This is a genomic window from Rhodococcus sp. IEGM 1305 (assembly GCF_030058635.1).
GTDB lineage: Bacteria > Actinomycetota > Actinomycetes > Mycobacteriales > Mycobacteriaceae > Rhodococcus_F > Rhodococcus_F opacus_D.
The window spans coordinates 59956-81729 of the sequence record NZ_JASHKX010000007.1 but is presented as its reverse complement, the minus strand read 5'-3'; the positions used below and the strand labels follow the sequence as shown (position 1 = coordinate 81729).

17 protein-coding genes are annotated in these 21774 nt (G+C 70.6%); 2 read left to right on the top strand and 15 right to left on the bottom strand.

Annotated elements, in window-relative coordinates; genetic code table 11:
- Positions 1-94: 94 nt before the first annotated feature.
- Positions 95-1192, bottom strand: coding sequence for a GIY-YIG nuclease family protein (locus tag QM693_RS14180; RefSeq protein ID WP_283352634.1), 1098 nt, complete (start codon positions 1190-1192; stop codon positions 95-97).
- Between the two features lie 135 nt (positions 1193-1327).
- On the opposite strand from QM693_RS14180, the gene QM693_RS14175 reads away from it, so the two are divergent.
- Both QM693_RS14175 and QM693_RS14170 read left to right on the top strand, forming a co-directional pair.
- Positions 1328-1597, top strand: coding sequence for an ANTAR domain-containing protein (locus QM693_RS14175; RefSeq protein WP_005563493.1), 270 nt, complete (start codon positions 1328-1330; stop codon positions 1595-1597).
- A gap of 113 nt (positions 1598-1710) precedes the next feature.
- Entirely contained in the window at positions 1711-2217 is a 507-nt protein-coding gene (locus tag QM693_RS14170) for a WKL family lipoprotein (protein WP_005252352.1), read from the top strand.
- 14 nt (positions 2218-2231) lie between these two features.
- On the opposite strand, the gene QM693_RS14165 is transcribed toward QM693_RS14170, so the two are convergent.
- The 14 genes from QM693_RS14165 to QM693_RS14100 all read right to left on the bottom strand — a co-directional run bounded on the left by QM693_RS14165 (position 2232) and on the right by QM693_RS14100 (position 21746).
- Positions 2232-2504 carry a hypothetical protein gene (locus QM693_RS14165; protein WP_283352633.1) on the bottom strand — a complete coding sequence of 91 codons (273 nt, stop codon included), beginning with the start codon at positions 2502-2504 and terminating at the stop codon, positions 2232-2234.
- A 32-nt stretch (positions 2505-2536) separates the two neighbouring features.
- Entirely contained in the window at positions 2537-7048 is a 4512-nt protein-coding gene (locus QM693_RS14160; protein WP_283352632.1) for a cation-translocating P-type ATPase, read from the bottom strand.
- 5 nt (positions 7049-7053) lie between these two features.
- Positions 7054-7341 carry a hypothetical protein gene (locus QM693_RS14155; RefSeq protein ID WP_005252344.1) on the bottom strand — a complete coding sequence of 96 codons (288 nt, stop codon included), beginning with the start codon at positions 7339-7341 and terminating at the stop codon, positions 7054-7056.
- Between the two features lie 120 nt (positions 7342-7461).
- Entirely contained in the window at positions 7462-8259 is a 798-nt protein-coding gene (locus QM693_RS14150; protein WP_283352631.1) for a hypothetical protein, read from the bottom strand.
- A 126-nt stretch (positions 8260-8385) separates the two neighbouring features.
- Positions 8386-10119, bottom strand: coding sequence for a dihydroxyacetone kinase subunit DhaL (gene dhaL / locus QM693_RS14145; RefSeq protein ID WP_283352630.1), 1734 nt, complete (start codon positions 10117-10119; stop codon positions 8386-8388).
- Positions 10120-10128: 9 nt separating this feature from the next.
- A complete protein-coding gene (locus QM693_RS14140; RefSeq protein WP_283352629.1) occupies positions 10129-12075 on the bottom strand; it encodes an FAD-dependent monooxygenase in 1947 nt (648 codons plus the stop codon).
- Between the two features lies 1 nt (position 12076).
- The gene (locus tag QM693_RS14135; RefSeq protein ID WP_283352628.1) at positions 12077-13390 is read right to left on the bottom strand and encodes an MFS transporter; all 1314 of its coding nucleotides are present in this window, start codon (positions 13388-13390) and stop codon (positions 12077-12079) included.
- A 137-nt stretch (positions 13391-13527) separates the two neighbouring features.
- Positions 13528-14439: a LysR substrate-binding domain-containing protein gene (locus QM693_RS14130; protein WP_283352627.1), complete on the bottom strand. Its 912-nt coding sequence runs from the start codon at positions 14437-14439 to the stop codon at positions 13528-13530.
- 22 nt (positions 14440-14461) lie between these two features.
- The gene (locus QM693_RS14125) at positions 14462-15289 is read right to left on the bottom strand and encodes a sugar phosphate isomerase/epimerase family protein (RefSeq protein WP_283352626.1); all 828 of its coding nucleotides are present in this window, start codon (positions 15287-15289) and stop codon (positions 14462-14464) included.
- Complete coding sequence (locus QM693_RS14120) at positions 15286-17010, bottom strand: FAD-dependent oxidoreductase (RefSeq protein ID WP_283352625.1); 1725 nt, start codon at positions 17008-17010, stop codon at positions 15286-15288. Before QM693_RS14120 ends, QM693_RS14125 begins: the two co-directional genes overlap by 4 nt.
- Positions 17007-18104, bottom strand: coding sequence for a Gfo/Idh/MocA family protein (locus tag QM693_RS14115; protein WP_283352624.1), 1098 nt, complete (start codon positions 18102-18104; stop codon positions 17007-17009). The genes QM693_RS14120 and QM693_RS14115 overlap by 4 nt, the downstream gene beginning before the upstream one ends.
- Positions 18104-18901, bottom strand: coding sequence for an aldo/keto reductase (locus QM693_RS14110; protein ID WP_283352623.1), 798 nt, complete (start codon positions 18899-18901; stop codon positions 18104-18106). The genes QM693_RS14115 and QM693_RS14110 overlap by 1 nt, the downstream gene beginning before the upstream one ends.
- Positions 18898-20847 (bottom strand): oxidoreductase, encoded by a 1950-nt coding sequence (locus QM693_RS14105; RefSeq protein ID WP_283352622.1) that lies wholly within the window; start codon positions 20845-20847, stop codon positions 18898-18900. Before QM693_RS14105 ends, QM693_RS14110 begins: the two co-directional genes overlap by 4 nt.
- Positions 20844-21746, bottom strand: a complete 903-nt coding sequence (locus tag QM693_RS14100) for a shikimate dehydrogenase (protein ID WP_283352621.1) — start codon at positions 21744-21746, stop codon at positions 20844-20846. Before QM693_RS14100 ends, QM693_RS14105 begins: the two co-directional genes overlap by 4 nt.
- Positions 21747-21774 lie beyond the last annotated feature (28 nt).

Below are 21774 nucleotides of genomic sequence, written 5' to 3'. Positions count from 1 at the left end.
CCGGTCGGCTCAGACTTACCACACCCCACCGACTCGGGAGGCCCACTCTGCAGGTGAGTGGCAAAGTGTGCCGGGGCACGCTTCGCCACTCACGTCAGCGGCCGGGGCGCGCCTGGGTGAGGTGCGGGACCCAGCCGTGGGTGGGCCACTTCTTCAGACCGACCTTGGCGGGGACGATGCGCTTGTTCACGAATTGGCTCTCCAGTTCGGTGTCGGGCTCGCCGGTGAACCGCCACAGCGCCGCGTCACCGGGTCGTGCGACGGACGACCAGGACTTGGCACGGTATGCGGCGCGAACGATGTTGTCCGCGAACACGATCACCGGGATGTCGTCGGTGTTGCGGACGGCAGCGCCTGCCGCCCACGCGCCGCGGGACAGTTCGTACACCTCCTCCGGCGTCACGCCGCGCCGGGACGCGGCGGGCACGTCGAGGACCACGCAGGGGGTCGGCAGGTTCGGGACGGGTTCTGCTGCGTACTGCAACACGAGGTCGTCGACGGGTACCGCGCGATGCTCGCCCGCGCCACCGGCGAGATTGCTGAGCACCGCACCCTCGTTCAGCCCCAACGCTCCCACGACTCCGCCCCGCACCGCGCCGGCGACGTCCCCGGTGTCGGCGATCCGATGCGCCACGATGTAGTGCTCGACCTCGTGGCCGGAGTCGTAGATCTCGCGGATGCGGGCGATCGTCGCGGCCTTCACCTCGGCGCTGTCGGTCTCCGGATCCTCGAGCGTCTTCCGGTGCTCGTTCTCGGCCAACGCCTCCCACACATAGCCGTACACCCGGGTGCCGCGTCCGGCGCCGACGTAGAACACCGACCTGTTGCGGGGATCGAGGAGCGCGTAGACGTAGGTGCCGAGTTCCTCACCGACCCGCTTCGGGAACGGCTGCGGCGCGTGGCGGGTCTGATACACCTCCTTCAGGATCAGGCGCAGCGCCGCCAGTTTCAACGCGACGGGCACACCGCCGTCGATGCCGTCGAAGAGTGCGGTGGCCGCGCCCTGCACCGAGGAGAAGGTGTGCCCGATGTGCCGTTCCAGCGACTTCGTGACGTCCGCGAACTGCGCGAACCGCACCCGGGGGTCGGGTGCCGCGTTGTCCAGGTCGTTGGACGCGAGGAAAGTCTGGACCTCGGAATTGTCGAGCCAGCGAGAAGTGATGTCGATCGGGATCGTCCAGACGGTAGCCATGCCCCTACCGTAAGGGAAAACCTGGGTGAAGAACTCGCCCGAGGAAGGCTCGAGGAGATTCGAACCCTTTCGACGTCCTACCGAGTGCGGGAGGATGGAGTGGTACCCATTGCGACGCAGGTTGGGAGAACATTCATGACAGCGCCCAGCTACTCCACCCGCACAGCCGTCGACATCGCGGTCGGCATTCTCATCGCCTACCGCGGATGCTCCGAGAACGACGCGTTCACCGAACTCGCGGAGACGTCGCGCCGGCACAAGGTCGCCCTCGCGCGCACCGCCCGCGCACTGATCGCGTTCATCCAGACCCATCACCACGACCTTCCCGCGTCCGACGTCACGGCTGCCGCTCTGCAGTGGAGCCACGCCACTCCGTACCGCGGCGCGTTCGGTACGGCTGCGTGAATTCGGTCGAAGTCTGAGAATTCTCTGGCTTCGACGGCGCGACGCTGCCCAAACCTTCAGACTCGATGTGAGACCGAACGACCAGCGCACCGAGATACGAAGAGGTAACTGAGTTGACGATCCGCAAAATCACGGTTGCCGCGGTAGCGATCGCCGCAGCCCTCACGATGTCCGCTTGTGGTTCCGACGAGCCGTCCGGCCCGAGCGCAACCACCACGTCCACGACCACGGCAGCGGCCGAGACCACCGACGACCTCGTTCTGCCGACCGCGGCCGAACTCAACGCCCTGCTGGCGAAGGGCCTCGACCCGGCCACTCCGCTCGAGGAGAAGATCGCGATGGTGGAGGGTTCGGAGCAGGACCCGAACCTGTTCAATCAGGTCGCTGCCGCCGCCCAGCAGGCGGGCGCGCAGGTCACGGTCCTGGACCCGGTGATCGACAACGGTGACGGCAGCGCCAGCGCGCAGCTGCAGCTGACGATCAACGGCCAGGTGCAGCAGAACACCCTGCCCGCCATCTTCGTGCCCGGCGAGAACGGGACGTGGAAATTGTCGAAGGCGACGGCATGTTCCATCGTGGCGATCGCGCAGCTGACGTCACCGGCCTGCCCGCCCGCCTGATCCGGACTTCCGCGTCACGCGCCTTCCAGGGCCTCCCCGATCTCCTGGACGGCGCGGTTGTGCTGATCGGTGATCAGGATGTGTCCTGCCGCGATGGTCAGGGCAACCGGCCATTCGATGATCTCGACGGCGGCGAGCAAGCCGATCGCCGCGAAGAATGCCAGTTGCTCGGGCCTCGGCAGCGGCAACCTGCCGAGGACCGGTAGCTGCACCGCGAAGCTGCGGGCCTCCCGCACCCGCTGGACGGCGTCGCTCTGCGACTCCGCCTGCGACGTTCGTTGGGCCATGGTTCGTCTCCCTTGTCCGTGCCGTTTCCCGGTCAGCCACCTTGATCGCGGACCGTGTCAGCTGTGCTGAGTTCCGTCGCCCAGACCGCTGCCGGTGTCTTCTCCGCCGCCGGGGACCCGTTGACCGGGGTGGTCACCCGCGTGCTCACCCCACCGCTGCGGGAGGTGTATGCGGTGCTGTTGCGGGCGGGCGTGATCGAGATCGTCGACTGATCGCCCACAAGCTTTTCGAGCAACCCCGGTGCGAACGCGGCCGCCGCGGCCGCCGCACCCGCGCAGCCCAGCGCCTGGGCCCACCCGACCGGTCCGAGCGGGGTGCACCCGAGGAGCTGACTGACACCGGGAGTACTGACCATGACGGTGAGTGCGGCCAGTGAACCGCCCGCGGTCAGCACCACGAGCGGACTCCGCGAATCGATCAGTGTCTGACCCAGCTGCGTGCCGACCAGCGCCACCAGCCCGACCGTCGACGCCCGGCGTTGCCTGCCCGTCACGCTCGCCAGCGCCCACGCCGTCGTCGCGCCTGCCGCGGTGGCGGCGCCGCGGATCGCGACGGTCCGCCACAGCGCAGCGCTGTCCGGGCCGCGGCCCTCTCCCCGGGCCTGTTCGTTGGGCGGGCTCACCGCGAGGGCGGCCGCGGGCAGGGCGTCCGTGAGCACGTTCACCAGCAGGAGCTGACGCGCGGTGAGCGGCGACCGTCCGGCGATCGCGCTGCCGATCAGGGCGAACGCCACCTCCCCGGCGTTCCCGCCGAGCAGCACCGACACCCCCGCCTGCACCCGCCGCCACAGCTGACGGCCCTCGTCGAGGGCGTCGAGCAACGCGTCGACACGGCCGTCGAGGAGCACCACGTCCGCGGCGCTGCGGGCCGGGTCGCTGCCGCGTGAGCTGACACCGATCCCCACGCTGGCCGCCCGGATCGCGGCCGCGTCGTTGGCGCCGTCGCCGACCATCGCGCAGACGTGACCGACTCGCTCGAGGGTCTGCACGATCTGCACCTTGTTCTCGGGCGACATCCGGGCGAAGACGACGCACTTCTCGACGGCATTCTCCTGCCCCCGGTGCGACAGGGTGTCCCAGTCGGTCCCGCTGATCACCTGCGCGGACGACACCGCCAGTCCCAGCTCTTTCGTGATGGCGGTGGCCGTGACGGGATGGTCGCCGGTGATCAGCCGGACCCCGACCTGTAGCCCTTCCAGTGCCGGGAGCAGTCCGGCCGCTTCCGGGCGCGGGGTGTCCGCCAGCCCGAGCAGTCCGACGAGTTGCAGCCCACTGCCGCACAGATCGTCGAGCACCGCGGTGTCGTCGGCCGCGCGACGCGCCTGGAAGGGCGTGACGGTCCGGCGGGCGACGGCGATGACACGTAACCCGTCGGCAGCCATGCCGAGAACGGCGTCGTGGACCTCGTCCGCGTCGATGCCGGTGCACGCCGCGACCACGACCTCCGGTGCACCCTTCACCGACACGTGTGTCCCGGACAGCGAGGCGGAGTAGGGCCGTCCGGAGCGGAACGGAAGGTAACTGCTCCGGTCCTCCTCCTGCGGTAGCAGGTCCACTGCAGCGTCGGCGATCGCGGCGTCGGTGGCGTGCGCGGCCGGACTGCCGTCGGGGGTCACGGCGCTCCGGCCCGCGCACACGAGCACGTCCTCGCGATCGAACCCCGGCTCCGGGACGGCGGTGACGACACGCAGTCGGTTTTCGCTCAGGGTGCCCGTCTTGTCGAAGCACACCACGTCGACGCGGCCGAGCGCCTCGACGGACCGCGGCGTCCGCACCAGTGCGCCCGACCTCGTCAGTCTGCGTGCGGCGGCCTGCTGCGCGAGTGTCGCGACGAGCGGTAGACCCTCGGGAACCGCCGCGACCGCGACCGCGACGCCGCTCGTGACGGCCTGCCGCAGTCCGGTGCCGCGCAGGAACCCGACGGCGGTGACCAGCGCGCCGCCTCCCACGCTGACGGGCAGCACCCGGTCGGTGAGGCTTCTGAGCTGCGCCTGCAGACCCACGTGCGACGCACTCGCGGGGGTGAGGGCACCCGCGCGTCCCGCTTCCGTTGCGTCGCCCACCGCGGTGACGATCGCCGTCGCCGTGCCGGTGAGGATCGTGGTCCCCGCGAACGCCATGCAGGCGCGGTCACTGAGTGGTGCGCCCGGAGTCGGCGACGTCTGCTTGCTCACCGGCAGCGATTCCCCGGTGAGCGAGGACTCGTCGACTTCGACGCCGGACGCCTCGACGAGCCGGCCGTCGGCGGGCACCACCTCGCCGGGACCGATCTCGATCACGTCGCCCGGCCGCAACCGCGACGCCTCCACCCGCTCGGTCACCCGGCGCTCCGGAGGCCCGGCGACGCGATGCGTGGGCGGATCGCCCGCCGCCAGCAACCGGTTCAGCAGACGTTCCGCGTGCAGGCGTTGCACGGCCGACAGCGCGGCGTTGCCCGCCAGCACGGACCCCACGAGCACCGCGTCGATCGGCGACCCCAGCAGGGCGCTCGCCGCCGATCCGGTGGCGAGGACGGGGGTCAGCGGATCCGACAGTTCCGTCCGCATCGCCCGGCCGAAATCCCAGGCCAGACCGACCGGCCACGCCGTGAGCCGCCCGATCGCCTCGACCGGGGTCAGCACCAGATTCACCGACCGGCGCCGGGAGACCGCGGCCTCCTCCTCGTTGCGCGCGGGAAGCAGCCGGCGCACGTCCGGCACCGGCATCTCGTGCCAGGCGTGAACCGGGGCGGCGGGTGGAACCTCGGCCCGCAGCACAGCGCGCGCGAGGGAATGCCCCGTCCACAGTCCTGCCGCCGCGCCGACCGTGACGGGTCCGGGTCCACGCCCACGCACTCCCGGCAGCATGACGAGCGCACCGAGCATCGACGCCGCCGTTGCGATCTCGACGCCGCGCCTGCTCGCCGTCCGCGCGTCCGGCAGGGACCGCAGCACCCGCCACACTCCGACGAGGTCGTCGACCAGCAGGTCCGCGCACCACGGCGGCGGGGCGTCGTCGACGAGGACACCGATACCGACATCGGCGGACGACAGTGCGTGCAGCGCCCGGCCGGCGACCACCGCCACCGTCGCGCCGTTCGCCTGCAACTGCGCGACGGCGTCGCGCAGATCGACATCCAGTGATCCGCTGGAGGGCAGCAGATCGTCGAACGCCGAGCGGAGTCCGCCGAGCGTATCCACGTTCACCGACACCACCTGGGCGCCCGACGAGCGCGCCTGCGCGAGCACGGCCGCTGCGCTCGGATGGTGCGCCGGGGTCACGAGTACGGCGGCATCTTCGTCCACGGCTGCCGCGGCGACATCATCCGGAAGGTCGGTCAGCGCGTGCCAGCCCACCCCGAGGGCGCCGGCCTCCACGGCAGATCGAGCGGCCTCCCACACTCTCGTCCGGTCGGCGTCCCGAACCGCACGGATCCCGCTCACCCGAAGTTCGGCCGTGTGCAGCACCGACGGGTCCACGACCACCGCGTCGACCCGGTCCAGGCAGCGCAGCGCGCCGGGACGCAGGGCCAGCACGGCGTGGCGATCGGCCAGTCCACGGCCCAGTGTCGCAGCGAAGGCCTCGCGTGCGGTGCGCGCCGCCTTCGGCGCGGCGACCAGGGCCGCGTCCGCGGCGCCTGCGACGCTTCGGGTCGCCGCTCCCACCGCGGTCGCTCCCACCCACTGCGCGATCGCCGCCCGGTCCACGTCCCGCTCCACCGGTCCCGATGCGCCGCGCGGGCGGGCGGGGCGCTCCGTGTCGTCCGCGGGGTCCCGGGCCAGTTCGGGTTCGCGGCGGTGCCACACCCGCCGGCCCGACCACGCCTCCGCCGTGATCGCCGACCGCAATGCCACGTCCACGGCGAGTGACGCAGGCGCCCGCCGCAGCACGTCGCCGACTGCCTGAGCGGTGGCGAGCAGCAGTTCGGCGGCGTCCGGCCCGAGCCGGTCCTCGACCATGCTGCGCAATCGGGGTTGATAGTTGACGAACGTGACGGCGGCGGCAGGCACCGCCGCCGGCAGGGTGGGCATCGGAAGCAGGCGAACGCCGGCGGCCGCGACCAGGCCCGTCGTGACGGCGGCCAGTGCGAGCGCGCGTTCGGCGAGTGCGACGTCGTCGCCGGGAAGTTCTCCGGGCCGGTCGCGGACGGCACCGCGGGCGATCGGTCGCGCGACATCCTCCGCGCCCCCGACCACGGCACACAGCGCGGCCACCGACGGTCCGTCCTCGTCGACCGTCACCACCAGCCGGGACAGCGCGCGGTTGAGTTCGGCTCCCGCCACACCGGCGGTCTCCCGGACGGCGCCGAGAACGGTCGCGGCCACGTCGTCCCCGCGAGGTCCGTCGAGTCCGCGGACCTCGATCCAGGCACGGCCGCGTCCGGAACTCGTGCGGCGGGCCGGGGTTCCCCCGAGCACCTCGGTGGCGATCTGCGTCGCGGTCCGTGCGGTGGTGGATATCAGATCGGCTGCGACCGTGCCTCCGTAAGACGCCACCCCGAGTCCGACACCGGCGCCGCGCACCGGCAGGGATGCGGCGGCACGGACGTATCGACCGAGTCCCACGGCAGCTACTGCCTGGAACCCGCGCCGAACTGCCGCAGCACGAGCGCCGCCCCGCCCACGGTGACCAGCACCGGCCACTCGACCAGTCCGGCCGCGCCGACGGCGGCCAAGGTCAGCGCGGCGGCAGGCGTCGAATGACTCCCGCTCTCCATTCCGGACCGGACCCCGCTCGCCGCTCCGCGCACTCCGCCGACCACACCACCGATCGCGGCCCCTCCGACCGCGCCGACCGCACTGGTCGTCGCGTTCGCGGCACCTGACACGGCGTGCACTGTGCCGTCGACGATTCGCATGATGAGCTCCCATCGGCCGTGGCCACAACCGCCGATGCACGGCGGATCATGTCTGCGGTACCCACCTCAGGGTATTCTCAACCGCCGCGCGCCGGAACAGTTTCAGGGAACTCTCAGCTGCTATCGGATACTGTTCTGCCCCATAGGAATTCGATCACCCTGTTCGGTGCGCCAGAATTCCCAGCCGTCGTGGGTTTCGATGTCTCCGCTGATGTGACTGGCAACGGCGGTCGCCGCCGTCGTGGGGTCGGGGAACCGGCGGCCCTGCATCGGACCACGCATGATCTCCAGAGTCTGGGTGTCGGGGTCGAACCGTCCGACCAACCGATATCCCTCGAAGTCGGCCACGACCTCGAGGCGGGTATCGATCAATTCCTCCAACGCCGCCGTCGCCTTGGCCGGCTTCTTCCGGGCCGAAGCGCGGGCGTCGGCGTCGGCGCGCAACGTCGCCGCCGTCGTCGCGCGTTGCGCGTCGCTGTACCGGCTGGGGTCTTTCTCCCCCGCCAACCCGAGCAGGTCCCAGCGCCCACGTCCGTGCGCGATCCGGCTCAGCGGGATCGCGTGATGTCCGGTCCGCGTGCGGCCGGGGGTGTCCATCATCCACAGATCCACCTCGGCGCGGATGTCGTCGGCGACCTCGGACGAGGGCACGACGAAGAACTCCTCCGGCGAACTCGCGAGATCCACGAACACCCAGAACTGCGAGCCGGTGTCGTCGTCGTCGAGCGATTCGTCCTGTTTGCGGGCCTGCCAGTCGCCGCTGAGCTTGGAGCGCACCCGCACGATGCAGCTCGTGCCGTCGTCGCCCCAGACCTGGACGGGGTTACGTCGCGAGTGGGTGAGCCGGACGGCTTTGCCGCCCCGTTCCACGACGTCGGCGATGAAAGCCTGGATTCCCCGGCTGGCGGTGTCTTCCACTGTCTACGTGTCCGTCCCTGATTCTGCGTCCCGTACGCAGGTGGAGAGAGGTGTGGCGACGGGTTTGCACAGCACGACTCGGGGGTTCTTCTCCTCACCTTACGTGCCGAGCCCCGCGCGCGGTGACTACCCGACCGTGCGGGCCGCTTCCGCGGCCTCGGCGAAGAACCACGACAGCACCAGTGCACCGGGGTCCACGACGCCGCGCGCCGCCTCACCGATGTAACTGGCCCGGCCGCGCCGCGCGGTGATGTCCGCGGTGGCCTCGGCACCGCGGGCGGCGGCGTCCGCGGCCTCGGCCAGACCCTCGGCCGGCCCCTTCCCGGCCGCGCCGGCCGATTCGAGGGCGGCGACGGCGGGGGCGATGGCGTCGATCATCGTCTTGTCTCCGGGTTGCGCCCCGCCGAGTTCCTGGATCGTGTCGAGGCCTGCTCGTGCCGCGGCGGCGATCGCCTTCGTGTCCAGTCCGTGCGGTGCGTCGGCGGCCACCCGGTAGAACTGCCGGAACCAGATACCGAACAGCGCGCCGGACGTGCCACCCGCGTGACCGAGGTAGGCGTCGGACAGTGATTCGAACACCGTCGCCGGGGAGTAGCGGTCGCGGATCCCGGGAACGTCGACGTGGTCGAGGGCGGCCACCATGTTGGTGCCGAAGTCCCCGTCGCCCGCGCGGCGATCGAGATCGGTGAGGTTCGGTTCCTCGGCGAGCACCTTCTCCACGAACGCGCCGATCCACGCACCCACCGCCGCCCGGCCCAGCGCGTCGGCGGTGCCGGGCACCTCCGCCTCGTCCTCGCGGGAGGCGACGTTCGACCGGAACCGCACCTCGGATTCGTCTGCGATGCCGCGGAATTCCCCGGCCGGGGCGTTGGGCCATCCCGGTGCGGCGGTCGGTGCGTCCCACAGGTCGAGGAGCTGGTCGTCGCAGCGCACCAGCGTGATGGACGCGCCGTCCATGTCGAGGGCGGTGACGAAGCTGCCGACCAGCGAGCGACGGATCACCACACCCCGCTCCGCGAGGTGGTCGGCGAGCTCACCGAACAGCAGTTGCAGCTCCAGCGGATGGGCCGCTCCGAGCCCGTTGACGAGCGCGATCACCGGCTCCCCCCGCTCCACGCCGAGGGAGGCGAGCACGGGGTCGGTGAGCCGGCGGACCAGTTCGGCCGCCCCCATCGCGTCGACCCGTTCGGTTCCACGTTCGCCGTGAATGCCGATCCCGAGTTCGATCTGCCCCTCCGGGAGGTCGAACGACGGCGAGTCCGCCCCCGGAACGGTGCACGCGCTGAGCGCGACCGCCATGCTGCGGGAATTCCGGGCGGTGCGCCGCCCGAACTCCGCGACGGTGGCGAGGTCGTCGCCGCGTTCGGCCGAAGCGCCGCAGATCTTCTCGACCGCGATCGTGGCCGCGGTGCCGCGACGTCCGGGCCCGTCCTCCCGTTCGGAGGCGACGTCGTCGTCGACGAGGACGTGCTCGACCGTGATGCCGTCCTCCGCCGCCAGTTCGCCGGCGATGCGGAAGTTGAGGACGTCGCCGGTGTAGTTCTTCACGATGTGCACGACTCCGCCGCCCGCGTCCACGGCCCGGGTCGCGGCCCGCACCTGCAGCGCGTTGGGCGAACTGAAGATCAGGCCGGGGCAGGCTCCGGTGAGCATGCCCCGGCCGACGAACCCGGCGTGCAGCGGTTCGTGCCCGGACCCGCCGCCCGACAGCAACGCGACCTGCCCGGACGGCAACGGTTCCCGCCGTGTGAGATATCCCGGTTCCGGATGCCATTCGAGATCGTCGGTGGTGGCGACGGCCCCGCGGAGCGCGTCGACGACGAAGGACTTGGGCGAGTTCAGGAACTGTGGGTGCGCCATGCTCCCAGGCTAAGCGTCCGCATGTGAGTGCCGCGGAGTGCCGGAGCACACTTTGCCACTCACGTGGGAGGCGGCGGCCAGCGCTTCCTCGAACTCCCGCAGGCCCGATTGCGATCCGAGTAGGAGCGCGAGCCGGGTCAGGAATCCCTCGCGGTCCGATTCGTCCGCCTGGTCGAGCGCCTCGGACAGTCCCATCCACACGTTCTCGCGCAGCAGTTCGTCCGGTGTCGCCGTCGTCTCCGTGTGCGCGGGGACGACGCCCAGCGTGGGGGCGGTTGCCGTTTTCAGGTGGTCGTGGACGTTGCCGAGCAGCGACAGGTCGCGGACCCGGCACAGGACGAGTCCGTCCGGGCGGATCACGAAGCACTCACCCGCGGACGCGCCGAGAGCCGTCGGCAGCGCACCGTCGGGGTCGTCGAGGACCGTCAGGTCGGCCGCCGCGGCCACCGCCGCACCCGGTGCCGGGACGACGACCGCCCGCACCGATTCGGGCGACAGCGCCATCGTGAGCGCGGATGCGTGTGCGGCGATCATCCGGGCACCGGCCGCGTCGACTCCGACACCGAGGAGCGCGAAACCCGTTCCCCGGACCCGGTTCAGCGACGACTCCACCGACCCTTCGGCGGTGACGACGCGGACGCGCCGGTCCTCCATCGGATCCCCGGGCAGCACGCCGGTCGTCCCCTCGGCCACCGGCCACGTGAGCGGCGACAGGTGCGCGTGCGTCGCACTCGACTGCCGCGGATTGATGAGGTGACCGAACTCCGGACGGGTCGTGGCCAGCGCCAGCACCGCGTCGCGGGTGGTGCGGTAGCCGTGGCTGCCGGGCGACATGATGAGCGTCGACTTGCCCGCGTTGTCGACGTTCTGCCGCCAGGCGGCGCGCCGCTCGGACGAATATGCCTGCAGGAGAGACCCGTCTGCGGTCCCGTGGACGACGGCGGCTAAGGTCCAGGCCAGGGTCTCGGCGTCCTCCATGCCGGAGTTCAGCCCGCGGACGCCGAAGATCGGCACCAGGTGGGCGGCGTCGCCTGCGAACAGGATGCGACCGTGCGTGAAGTCTTCCAGCGCGAGCGCGTGCGCGCGGTAGAAGCCGTGCCATTCGAGGGTCCACGGCACGTCGTTCTCGAGCCAGTCGAGGTGCCGGGTGATCCGGTCGCGGATGCGGTCTTCCTGCGTCTCGAGTTCGGCGTCGTCGGAGCTGTCGATTTGGTAGTCGATGCGCCAGATGTCACGGGGTTGCTGATGCATGATGATCGTCGAGCCGGGGTTGCTCGGCGGGTCGAACCACACCATCCGCTCGGCGGGCAGCGTCGATTCCCAGTGGATGTCGGCGATCACGTAATTGCCCTGATAGCTGTTTCCCTGCAACCGGATTCCGGCGAGTTCGCGCATCCGGCTGCGACCGCCGTCGGCGGCCACCACCCAGCGCGTGCGGAGTCGGCGAGCACCGAACGCGGTGTCGACGTCGAGCGTCACGTCCTCGTCCGACCGCAGCACCCCGGCTACGCTCGACGACCAGTGGAACGTGATCAGCGGGTGCGCGAGCAGTGTGTCGGTCATGATCTGTTCGATCTCGGACTGCGAAACGTTGACCATGGGCCCGCGGACGTCGTGTTCGCCGTGCGCCATCTGGAAGTGCAGCACCTGCTCGTCGCGGTAGAAGCTGCGCCCACCCACCCAGGGGAGCACGATTTTCTCGAGTTCCCGGCCGAAACCGAGCCGGGCGGCCACCTCGAGGCTGTGCCGGGAGATACAAATGGCCCGGCTGCCGAACGACACCTGGTCGGCGGCCTCGAGCACGGTGACGGGGATGCCGCGCTGCGCGAGGCCGAGCGCGACGCCCATGCCGACCGGTCCCGCGCCCACGACGACGACGGGCATGGCCTCGTCGGTTGCACCGGTCGACGCGAACTCCGTCGCCGGGTACTTCTGTGGCTGAAAGTAGGTGGACATGTCAGGCGGCCTCCGCTTCCCGGCGCTTGGTGTTGGTTTCCGGCAACAGCAGGATCGAGACGAGACTGACCACGGCGATCACCACGAAGTAGGCGGTGACGGCCGTCGAGGTGCCGAACGCTTCGAACAGCCACGTCGCCATGAACGGTGCGAGCCCGCCGCCGAGGATGGCGCCGATCTGGTAGCCGAGAGACGCACCGCTGTAGCGGATGTGGGCGGGGAAGAGTTCCGCGAACAGTGCCGACTGCGGCCCCGCGGTGGTGCCGAGGACCGCCGCCATCACGATCATCGCGAGCAGCATGACGGGGATCGACGCCGTGTCGATGAGCGGGAAGAACACCGCGGCCACGATCACGAGCGCGATCGAACTCCACGTGTACACGCGGCGCCGGCCGAGCACGTCCGACTTCCAGGCCGACACGGCCATGCCCGCCATCCAGACCGGGCACGCGACGATCAGCAGCGTGAGCATCGTGGCTCGGCTGTAGTCGAGTTCCTTCGTGCCGTACGTCAGGACGTACACCATGAACACGTAGGCGATGCCGTTGGTCGCGATGAACGTGCCCGCCGCGAGCAGGACCGTCCGCCAGTTGCGGGTCAGCACCTCGACGATCGGCATCTTCACGATCGTGTCGCTCTCCTTGGCCTCCGCGAACGCCGGGGACTCGAAGACGCCGAGCCGAATCCACATCGCGACGCCGACGAGCACGGCGCTCATCAGGAACGGCACCCGCCAGCCCCACGTCTGGAACGCGTCGTCCGGCAACAGCTGGGTGACGGCGAGGAACACGACGTTCGCCATGATCACTCCGGCCGGGACACCCATCTGCGGTGCCGCGCCGTACAGTCCGCGCTTGCCTTCCGGGGCGTGCTCGGTGGCCATGAGCACCGCACCGCCCCATTCGCCGCCGACGCCGATGCCCTGGACGAACCGCAACGCCACCAGCAGGATGGGTGCGGCCACCCCGATGGCCTCGAAGTTCGGGAGCAGGCCGATGCCGACAGTCGCGGCGCCCATCATGGTCAGCGACAGCACCAGCATCGACTTGCGCCCGATGCGGTCACCGAAGTGGCCCATGACGACACCGCCGATCGGGCGGGCGATGAATCCGACCGCGAACGTGGCGAATGCCGCGAGGGTTCCGGCGAACGTCGACGCGCCGGGGAAGAACTGCGGTCCGATCACCAGGGCTGCGGCGGTGCCGTAGATGAAGAAGTCGTACCACTCGATCGCGGTACCGACGAAGCTCGACAGGACTGCCCTGCGCGCTTCCTTGTGGGACACCGGCGGTGTCGCCTCGGTGATTGCCGTCATCGTCTGCCTTCCCGGGTTCTGCTGCGCGCATACTCATCGCGCTACCGGAAAACAATGACCCGACTCACATACATCTGAAAAGCGGGACTATCCCCGCATGAATTGCAGAAAAACCGTGGAAGGCACGAATGCGCAGCTCAGGGCGTGACGAACCGGATGAATGCTCGCGCGACCCGGCTCAGCGTCGCCTCCTGAAGCCATGCCACGACCACGGCCACCGACGCCGGTTTCGGTTCGGCGATCGGTTTCACGACGACGGGCAGACCCTCGTACGTGACGTCGACCAGGGGTCGTTGCAACAGCAGCGTCCACCCCAGGCCGCGTCCGACGAAGGCCCGCGCCGTCTCGAAGTTCGCGGTCCGGTACGCCACCCGGGGCGCGAAACCGGCCTCCCGGCAGACGTCCATCGCATGGTTGGTGCTCGGTGGCGCGTCCAGCAGCACCATCGGGTGCTCGGCCAGATCCACGAGCCGCACCGGCCCGTCGACTCCCGCCAGCGGATGCTCCGCCCCGAACACCACCATCGGCTCCCGGGTCATGAGCGGCACGGTCTGCCACTCCGGGGACAGGTCCAGGTCGTAGACGATGGCGACGTCCAGTTCGCCGCCCTCGAGCTGCGTCCGCAACCGGTTCTGCGTGTCTTCCCGGAACTCCACGGACGCCCGCGGGTACTCGGCTGTGAACGCGTACAACATCGACGGCAGGATCGTCGGGCCGAGCGCGGGGTAGCAGCCGACGGCGATCGGCCCCGCGACGACACCGCCCTCCCCGGACGCGTCGGACTGCAACTCCCCCGCCTGCTGCAACAGGGCGCGCGCCCGCGACAGCACCGCCTCCCCCGTCGGGGTCAGCTGCACACCGCGGGCCCGCCGGCGCACACATAATTGCGCCTTCAGTGCCTTCTCCAGGTCCGTCACCGCCGCGGACAGCGCCGACTGCGACAGGTGCATCCGCTCGGCCGCACCACTGATCGTTCCGGTCTCCGCGACCGCCACGAACGCCGCCAGTTGGCGCATCGTGTACACGGGGACGGTGTCGGGGCGGGGCATGCAAGAACGGTAGCCCGGACCTTCAGCGTCCGGTTGCCGCCGGAACCTGCGCGAGCACCTCCCGGGTGGCGGCGACCAGCCGCGCGAGCCACGCGTCCGTGCCGGCGGCCCGCCGGAGCGGCTCGTTGGGGAGTTCGATGCTCACCGGGAGACCCGCCGGCAACGTCGACCAGATGTCGGCGAGCGGGATGCCGCCCGACCCCGGAACGAGGCGCTCTTCGCGGGCCTGACGGATCAGTTTGGCGTCGTCCGTGGGCGCAGGCACCGAGCCGTCGCACATCTGGGCGTAGTGCAGCCATTCCCGCGGAATCGCCGCCAGGTCGTCGAGCGTGGTGCTCGACCGTCCCACGTGCAGCCCGTCCACCAGCACGCTGCGCGCCGGCCCGTCGGCCTGCGCCACGATCTCGACCGCGGTGGTCGCGTCGGGCACGGCCGTCCACGGCATGAACTCGAGGCTCGCGACGATGCCGTACTGCGCGCACAGTTCCGCGAGCCGGGCATAGGAGTCGGTGAGCCGGGAACGGTCGCGGTCGTCGCCGCCGACGAGCATGGCCTTCGCACCGAGGCGTGCGCCCGCCTCGAGCAGCGGAACGTACGACTTCGGGTCGAAATCGGCTCCCAGTCGGATGATTTCGAGGTCGAACACCTCTATCGGCGAATCGTCGAGACGACGGATCAGCGCGTCGAGGGCGGCGTCGTCCTCGTGCAGCGGGTAGGCGGTGGTGCCGGGCGCGGCGGGCAGCAGCCGGATGCCGATGGTGTCGAAGCCGTGCTTCTCGGCGAGGTCCACCTGCTGCAGCGGCGCGGTGTCGAGCACGGTGAGTGCGGCGAGGCCGAGTGGGGCGGTCATCGCTGATCTCCTGTCGTCGAGGCGAGGCGGCGACCGGTGAGGTAGCCGAAGGTCATGGCCGGGCCGAGGTTGATGCCGCCGGACGGGTAGTGGCCGCCCATGACGCTGGACTGGTCGACCCCGACGGCGAACAACCCGTCGATCGGCTGGTCGTCGTCGTTCAGCACCCGGGACGTCGCGTCGGTGACCAGACCGGCGAACGTGCCGAAGCTGCCGGGCACCACCTTGACCGCGTAGAACGGGCCCTCCTCGAGCGGTGCGAGGGAGGGGTTGGGCCACGGATTGTCCGGGTCTCCCGACCCGATGGTGAACGGGGTGGTGCCACGACCGAACTCGGGGTCGACGCCGTCGCGGGCGCCCTCGTTGAACGCTGCGACCGTCTTCTCCAGGCCGTCGGGGTCGACGCCGATCTTCTCGGCCAGCTCCCGCACGGTGCGGCCGCGGGTGAGGTAGCCGGACTTCAGGTACGGCCACGTGGGGATCGGCAGCGGCTTGGCCATGCCGAGCGGGAAGTACCGCAGGTACCGCTGGTCGGCGATCAACCAGGAGCAGACCTCTTCGCCGTCGGGGACCTGTTCGACCATCGCAAGGGTGTAGTCGTGGTAGCCGAGGGCCTCGTTGACGAAGCGGCGGCCGTCGGCGAGAACGCCGATGGCGCCGGGCTTTCCGCGGTCGAGGATGTGCGGGAACACGCCCTCCTTGCCGTTGCGGTATCGGATGATCGACACCGGGCAGTACGCCACCGGCGATGCGACCGAGCGGTCGAGTCGCCCGCCGACCGACTCGCCGAGGGTGATGCCGTCGCCGGTGGTCGTGGACGGGGTGAGGGTCCAGTGTTCACGGCCCGTGGGCGTGCGGGGGAAGAGTTCGCGGCGCCGGTCGACGTCGCGACTGAAGCCGCCCGTCGCGAGGACGACTCCGCGGCGGGCGGACACGGAGTAGGCCCCGTCCGGGCCCTCCAGCCGGACACCGGTGACACTGCCCGCGGAGTCGGTGGTCAGCGCGGTGGCGGCCGTGCTCACGCGAATCTCGACGCCGGCGTCGAGCGCCGACCGCAGCAGCCGGCCGACGAGTGCGGTGCCGTTGACGAGTTGCTGGCCGCGGCGTGTGGTGGCGAGGTCGAGCAGGTGCGTGGACACCCTGCGGGCGCAGTGCACGAACGCCTTTGCCGAACGCGTCGAGTGCAGGAAAGCCTGGAGGTCCGGGCCGGCCATGATGCCCATACCGAGGAACGACGTCTCGTAGAGCTGCCGACGGAGGAGCGCCGCGACGTCGGGGCCGAGCTTCCGGAGGCTCACCGGTTTCGGCCCGACGGAGCGGTGTCCCGTGCCCGCACCCGGCGTGTCGCCGTGGACGTCGGCGATCTTCGCGCCCGGAACGAACTGCAACGCCGTCTTCTTCTCGAAGAACGCGACCATCTCGGGTGCGCCGTCGAGCAGGGCGTCGACCTTGGCGGCGTCGAAGTTCTCGCCGAGTCGGTGCTCGAGATAGGTGCGCGGCAGCGAGCGGTCCTCGTTCACGCCGTCCGCCTGCGCGAACAGGTTCCGCGGCGCCCACATCCAGCCGCCGGACCACGCCGTCGCGCCGCCGCACGTGTCCGCCTTCTCGACGACGAGGACGGAGGCTCCCCCGTCGGCTGCGGCCACGGCGGCGGACAGACCGCCCGCTCCGGAGCCGATGACGACGACGTCGTAGGTGGCGATGGTGTGTTCGGGGGTCATAGCGTCTCCTGAGCGGATGTTGTTGCGAAAGTCGTTGCGGGCGTGAGGTCGACCACCCGGCCGGTGCGCGAGGACTCGTAGATCGCCGCGATGATCGCCAGCGAGGCGCGCGCGTCGCGTCCGGTGACGGCGGGGTCGCGACCGGCCAGGACGGCGTCCGCGAAGTCCTGCACCTGGAGTGTGTGGAAGTCGGCGAGTCCGGCGTTGACTTCCGTGACGTCGAGATTGGCACGGACGCCGGGTGTGAACGGGGTGCGGAGCTCGACTTCTCCGGGGACCGTCCAGATCTCGTTGACACCCTCCCGGCCCTCCGGGAACTCGAGGACGCTCGCAATCGCACCGGTCTGCCCGATCACGGTGACCCGGTTGCCGAGGTTGTGGTTGGCGCCGGTGGTCGCGGTGACGGTCGCCGTGCCGCCCGACGCGAACGAGACGACGGCGGACGCACTGTCCTCGGTCTCGATGTGGTCGCCGTGCGTGTGGGTGCGGATGAAGCCGCTCACCGAGACGGCCTCACCCATGAACCATTGGAGCATGTCGATCTGGTGGACGGCCTGTGTCATCAGGACTCCGCCTCCGTCGGTGTCCCACCGTCCGCGCCACGCGTCGGCGGAGTAGTAGGACGACGGGCGGTGCAGGAGCACCGACGCCTCGCCGAGCACCGGAACGCCGATCCGGCCGTCGTCGATGGCCGTCCTGATGCGTTTCGCGGCCGGCCAGAACCGGCGCTGGAACAGCACACCGAACGTGATGCCGGCGCGGTCGGCGGCCGCGATCATCCGGTCTGCCGCGGCGACGTCGACAGCGATCGGCTTCTCGCACAGCACGTGGATCCCGGCCTCGGCGGCCGCGACGACCACCTGCTCGTGCACCGGATGCGGGGTGCAGACGGTGCACGCATCGAGGCCGAGGGCGATCAACTCCTCCACCGAACCGACGGCCCGCGCGATACCGTGTGCGTCCGCGAACTCGCGGGCGCGGTCGACGTCGGGGTCGCAGCAGCCGACCACGTCGACGCCGGGCACCTGCTGCAGGGCCCGCGCGTGGTTGCCGGCGATCTTTCCGCAGCCGACGATGCCGATACGTAGTGCCATCAGTAGTGCTCCTCCGTTTCGACGTCCCGGGCCGCGGATTCGCCGCGGTCGAGACGGTTCAGGGCGTCGACGTCCGCGGCGGTGAGCCGCACGTCGAGGGCGGCCAGGTTCTCGGCCTGGCGGGCGGGATTCGCGGATCTCGCGATCGGCACGACACCCTGCGCGAAGTGCCAGGCCAGGACCACCTGCGCGGGGGTGCGGTCGAGGCGCCGGGCGATGTCGGTGACCGTGGGTGAGCCGAGAACCTCGCCGCGGCCCAGTGGGCTCCACGACTGCGTGAACACGCCGAGTTCGTCGTCGGCGCGCCGGACCGGCAGCCGGGCGAGCGACGGGTCCATCTGGATCTGGTTGACCGCGGGCGCTTCTCCGGTCTCGGCGACGACGCGACGCAGGTGCTTCTCCAGGAAATTGGAGACGCCGACGTAGCGGACGAGGCCGGCGTCGCGGCACGCGAGCATCGCCTCGAACGCCGCCACGTACCGGTCGTGGCGTGGCAGCGGCCAGTGGATGAGGAACAGGTCGAGCCGATCGAGTCCCAGAGTCTTCAGGCTGCGCTCGACCGCGCCGCGGATGTCACCCGACACGTGATCGCTCCCACGCAGTTTCGTGGTGACGAACAGCTCCTCGCGGGGCAGTCCGCACTCCGCGAGCGCAACCCCCACGGCGTCCTCGTTGTCGTAGATCGTGGCGGTGTCGACGAGCCGGTAGCCGGCTTCGATGCCGGACAGCACGGCCCGGGTGGCGTCCGGACCGGTCAGTGGCCAGGTCCCGAGACCGATTGGCGGAATGTCCATCATGCGCTGACCTCCTCGCGGGCTTCGGCGGCCGCGGTGATCTTCGCGGCGACGTCGGCTGCGGTGACGAGAGCGGCGTGGATGGAGCCGCCGTCGCCACTCGCGTCACCGACCGTGTGGACGCCGAGTCGCAGTGCCAGCGACCGCACTGCGGCGAGCAGGTCGGTACGCGGTTCGACACCGTGCGAGATCAGCAGTTCGCCGGGGGCGTCGACCACCCGCTCTTCTCCGGCGGTCGAGATCACCACCCGGTCTTCCTCGATCCGAGTCACGATCGACGACAGGTGGGTGGTGAGGTTCGCACTCGCCGCGAGCCGCGGCAGCAGCACGATCTTTCCGCGCCGGCCGACGTCGTGGGCGATCGTCTCCTGCGGGCCGATCATGACCACCTTCGTGCCGTGCTGGAGCAGGTCGTCGGCGACCGCGGCCGCTTCCCGGTCGGCGCCGAAGATCGTGATCGCCTCGGGTGCGGGGTCTCCGGATTCCAGGAACTCGCGGACGTCGCGGACCCTCCGGGTGTGTGCCCCCGGGAGGTCGACGTCAGGTCCGCGGCCGCCCGTTGCGAGCACGACGGCGTCGAAGTCGAGTTCCGCCAGTGCGGCGGCGTCGACCCGCGTACCGGTGTGGCAGGTGATGTCGAGGTCGGCGATCTCGGCGACGTACCAGTCGACGATCCGTGAGTACTCGGGGTACTCGTGCAGTCGGGAGGCCAGCGCGAAATCGCCACCGAGACTGCCGCGTTCGTCGTACAGGTCGACGCGGTGCCCGGCGAGCGCGAGGTCGCGGGCGGCCGCCATCCCCGACGGGCCACCGCCGACGACGGCGACACGCACCGCCACGTCCGCCGGTTTCGACGGCTGCTCGAGTTCGCGGCCCACCCACGGATTGACCGAGCACGGAACGGGTCCGGCGGCGAGGCTGTCGATGCAGTAGTTGCAGGCGATGCAGGGCCGGTACCGGCCGCCGTCCAGCGCGCGGTTCGGGAAGTCCGGGTCGGCGTGCAGGGTGCGGGCCATGCTGACGAAGTCGGCCTGCCCCGATTCGATGATCTGCGCCGCGACCTCGGGTGAGCTGATCCGGCCTGCGACCCCGACGGGGAGGTCGAAGTCCCGCGTGTACTGCTCGGAGTACGGGGCGAGGAGGCCGCGGGGCCACTCGCCGGGTTGGATGATCCACTGCCCGGATTCGTAGTTGCCGGCGGAGACGTCGAGGAAGTCGAGCCGGTCGGTGTCGATCGCGTCGAGGCGGGCGCGGGTCGTCTCGGCGTCGAGACCGCCGTCGACGGCCTCGAACGCCGAGAACCGCAGTCCGAGAGAGATACCCGGTGCCATCGTGCGCACGGCGTCGATCACCTTGTTGACGAACAGTGCCGGGTCGGCCCACTCGTCGTCGCGGTGGTTGTACGCCGGCGAGAGGAACTGGTGGATGAGATAGCCGTGACCGCCGTGCAGCGAGATCACGTCGACCCCGGCCCGCTGACAGCGCGCGGCGGCCTCGCCGAAGCATTCAATGATGTGCTCGATGTCGTCGCCGTCGAGTTGCTCGGGCATTTCGCCGCCGACCACCGCGCACGGGATCGGTGACGGTGCGACGGGGACGAATCCGCTGACGGAACCCTGCGCGGTGCGGCCGCCGTGATTGAGTTCGACGCCGGCGAGCGCGCCCTGCGCGTGGATCGCCGCGGCCATCTTCGCGATGCCCGGGATGCGTTCGTCGACGTCCACGCCCATCTGCCGGATACGGCCCTTGCCGTCGGCCCGCACGTAGCTGGCCTCGGTGAAGACGAGAGCGGCACCGCCCGCCGCACGGCGCTCGAGGTACGCGACGTAGTCGTCGGTCATCGTGCCGTCGACCTCGCAGTAGTTGCGCTCCATAGGCGCGGACACGAAGCGGTTGCGCAGTCGCACGTTACCCAGGTCGAGTGGTGCGGCGAACGGACGCGCGGTCATCGGGACTCCTCGAGAACGGTCGGGGCGCACTGATCGGCGAGCAGTTCGCCCAGGTGACGTCGCATGCGGTCGGGGTCGGGGACGACCCCGGTGAGGAGGGCGAACGTGTCGGCCGCCTGAGCGACGAGCATCTGACCGCCGTCGAGAACGTCGCAGCCGAGAGCGGTTGCTGCCGTGACGAGTTCGGTCCGCAGCGGGCGGTAGACGATGTCGGCGACCCACAGTCCGGGATGGAGCGCGTCGGTGTCGAACGGCGTTCCCGGATGTCCGACCATGCCGATCGGAGAGGCGTTGACGACGCCGTCGCAGTGCTCCAGGTTCGCTTCGATCGCGTCGAGGGGGATGGCCGTGACCCGCGTCTGTGGGAACGCCGCCGCGAGGCGCGCGCAGACGTCCGCGGCACGGGCCGGGTCGAGGTCGGCGACCCGCAGGTCCCTCACCCCGGCGGCGGCGAGCGCGTAGGCGACGGCCGAACCGGCACCGCCCGCACCGGCGAGGACGACGCGGCCGAGCCTGGCATCGGGCAGTCCCCGGCGCAGCGCCGCGAGGAATCCGCTGTGGTCGGTGTTGTGACCGATCAACCGCCCGTCGCGGACGACGACGGTGTTGACGGCACCGAGAAGTCGTGCGTTGTCGGACAATTCGTCGAGGGAGTCGACGACCACCTGCTTGCACGGGTGGGTGATGTTGAGTCCGGTGCAACCGGCTGCGACGGCCTGCCGCAGCGTGTCGCCGGAGTCGTCGACGGGGATGCCCTCCGCCGCGACGTCGATCAGGTCGTAGCGGTAGTCGGTCAGGCCGAGGGCGGCGGCCTCGTGTTCGTGCAGCGCCGGCGACAGGGACGTGGCGATCCCTGCCCCGACGAGGCGGATCCGATGCCGGGTGGATACGGGGTGCATGACAATCTCCTGCAGTGAAGGGCGGGGC

Bases quoted from the DNA above. Each gene is read 5' to 3' on its own strand.
- QM693_RS14155 (WP_005252344.1), bottom strand. From the start codon at position 7,341: ATGCGAATCGTCGACGGCACAGTGCACGCCGTGTCAGGTGCCGCGAAC.
- QM693_RS14175 (WP_005563493.1), top strand. From the start codon at position 1,328: ATGACAGCGCCCAGCTACTCCACCCGCACAGCCGTCGACATCGCGGTC.
- QM693_RS14120 (WP_283352625.1), bottom strand. From the start codon at position 17,010: ATGACCCCCGAACACACCATCGCCACCTACGACGTCGTCGTCATCGGC.
- QM693_RS14125 (WP_283352626.1), bottom strand. From the start codon at position 15,289: ATGACCGCCCCACTCGGCCTCGCCGCACTCACCGTGCTCGACACCGCG.
- dhaL (WP_283352630.1), bottom strand. From the start codon at position 10,119: ATGGCGCACCCACAGTTCCTGAACTCGCCCAAGTCCTTCGTCGTCGAC.
- QM693_RS14115 (WP_283352624.1), bottom strand. From the start codon at position 18,104: ATGGCACTACGTATCGGCATCGTCGGCTGCGGAAAGATCGCCGGCAAC.
- QM693_RS14180 (WP_283352634.1), bottom strand. From the start codon at position 1,192: ATGGCTACCGTCTGGACGATCCCGATCGACATCACTTCTCGCTGGCTC.
- QM693_RS14165 (WP_283352633.1), bottom strand. From the start codon at position 2,504: ATGGCCCAACGAACGTCGCAGGCGGAGTCGCAGAGCGACGCCGTCCAG.
- QM693_RS14110 (WP_283352623.1), bottom strand. From the start codon at position 18,901: ATGATGGACATTCCGCCAATCGGTCTCGGGACCTGGCCACTGACCGGT.
- QM693_RS14135 (WP_283352628.1), bottom strand. From the start codon at position 13,390: ATGACGGCAATCACCGAGGCGACACCGCCGGTGTCCCACAAGGAAGCG.
- QM693_RS14105 (WP_283352622.1), bottom strand. From the start codon at position 20,847: ATGACCGCGCGTCCGTTCGCCGCACCACTCGACCTGGGTAACGTGCGA.
- QM693_RS14100 (WP_283352621.1), bottom strand. From the start codon at position 21,746: ATGCACCCCGTATCCACCCGGCATCGGATCCGCCTCGTCGGGGCAGGG.
- QM693_RS14130 (WP_283352627.1), bottom strand. From the start codon at position 14,439: ATGCCCCGCCCCGACACCGTCCCCGTGTACACGATGCGCCAACTGGCG.
- QM693_RS14140 (WP_283352629.1), bottom strand. From the start codon at position 12,075: ATGTCCACCTACTTTCAGCCACAGAAGTACCCGGCGACGGAGTTCGCG.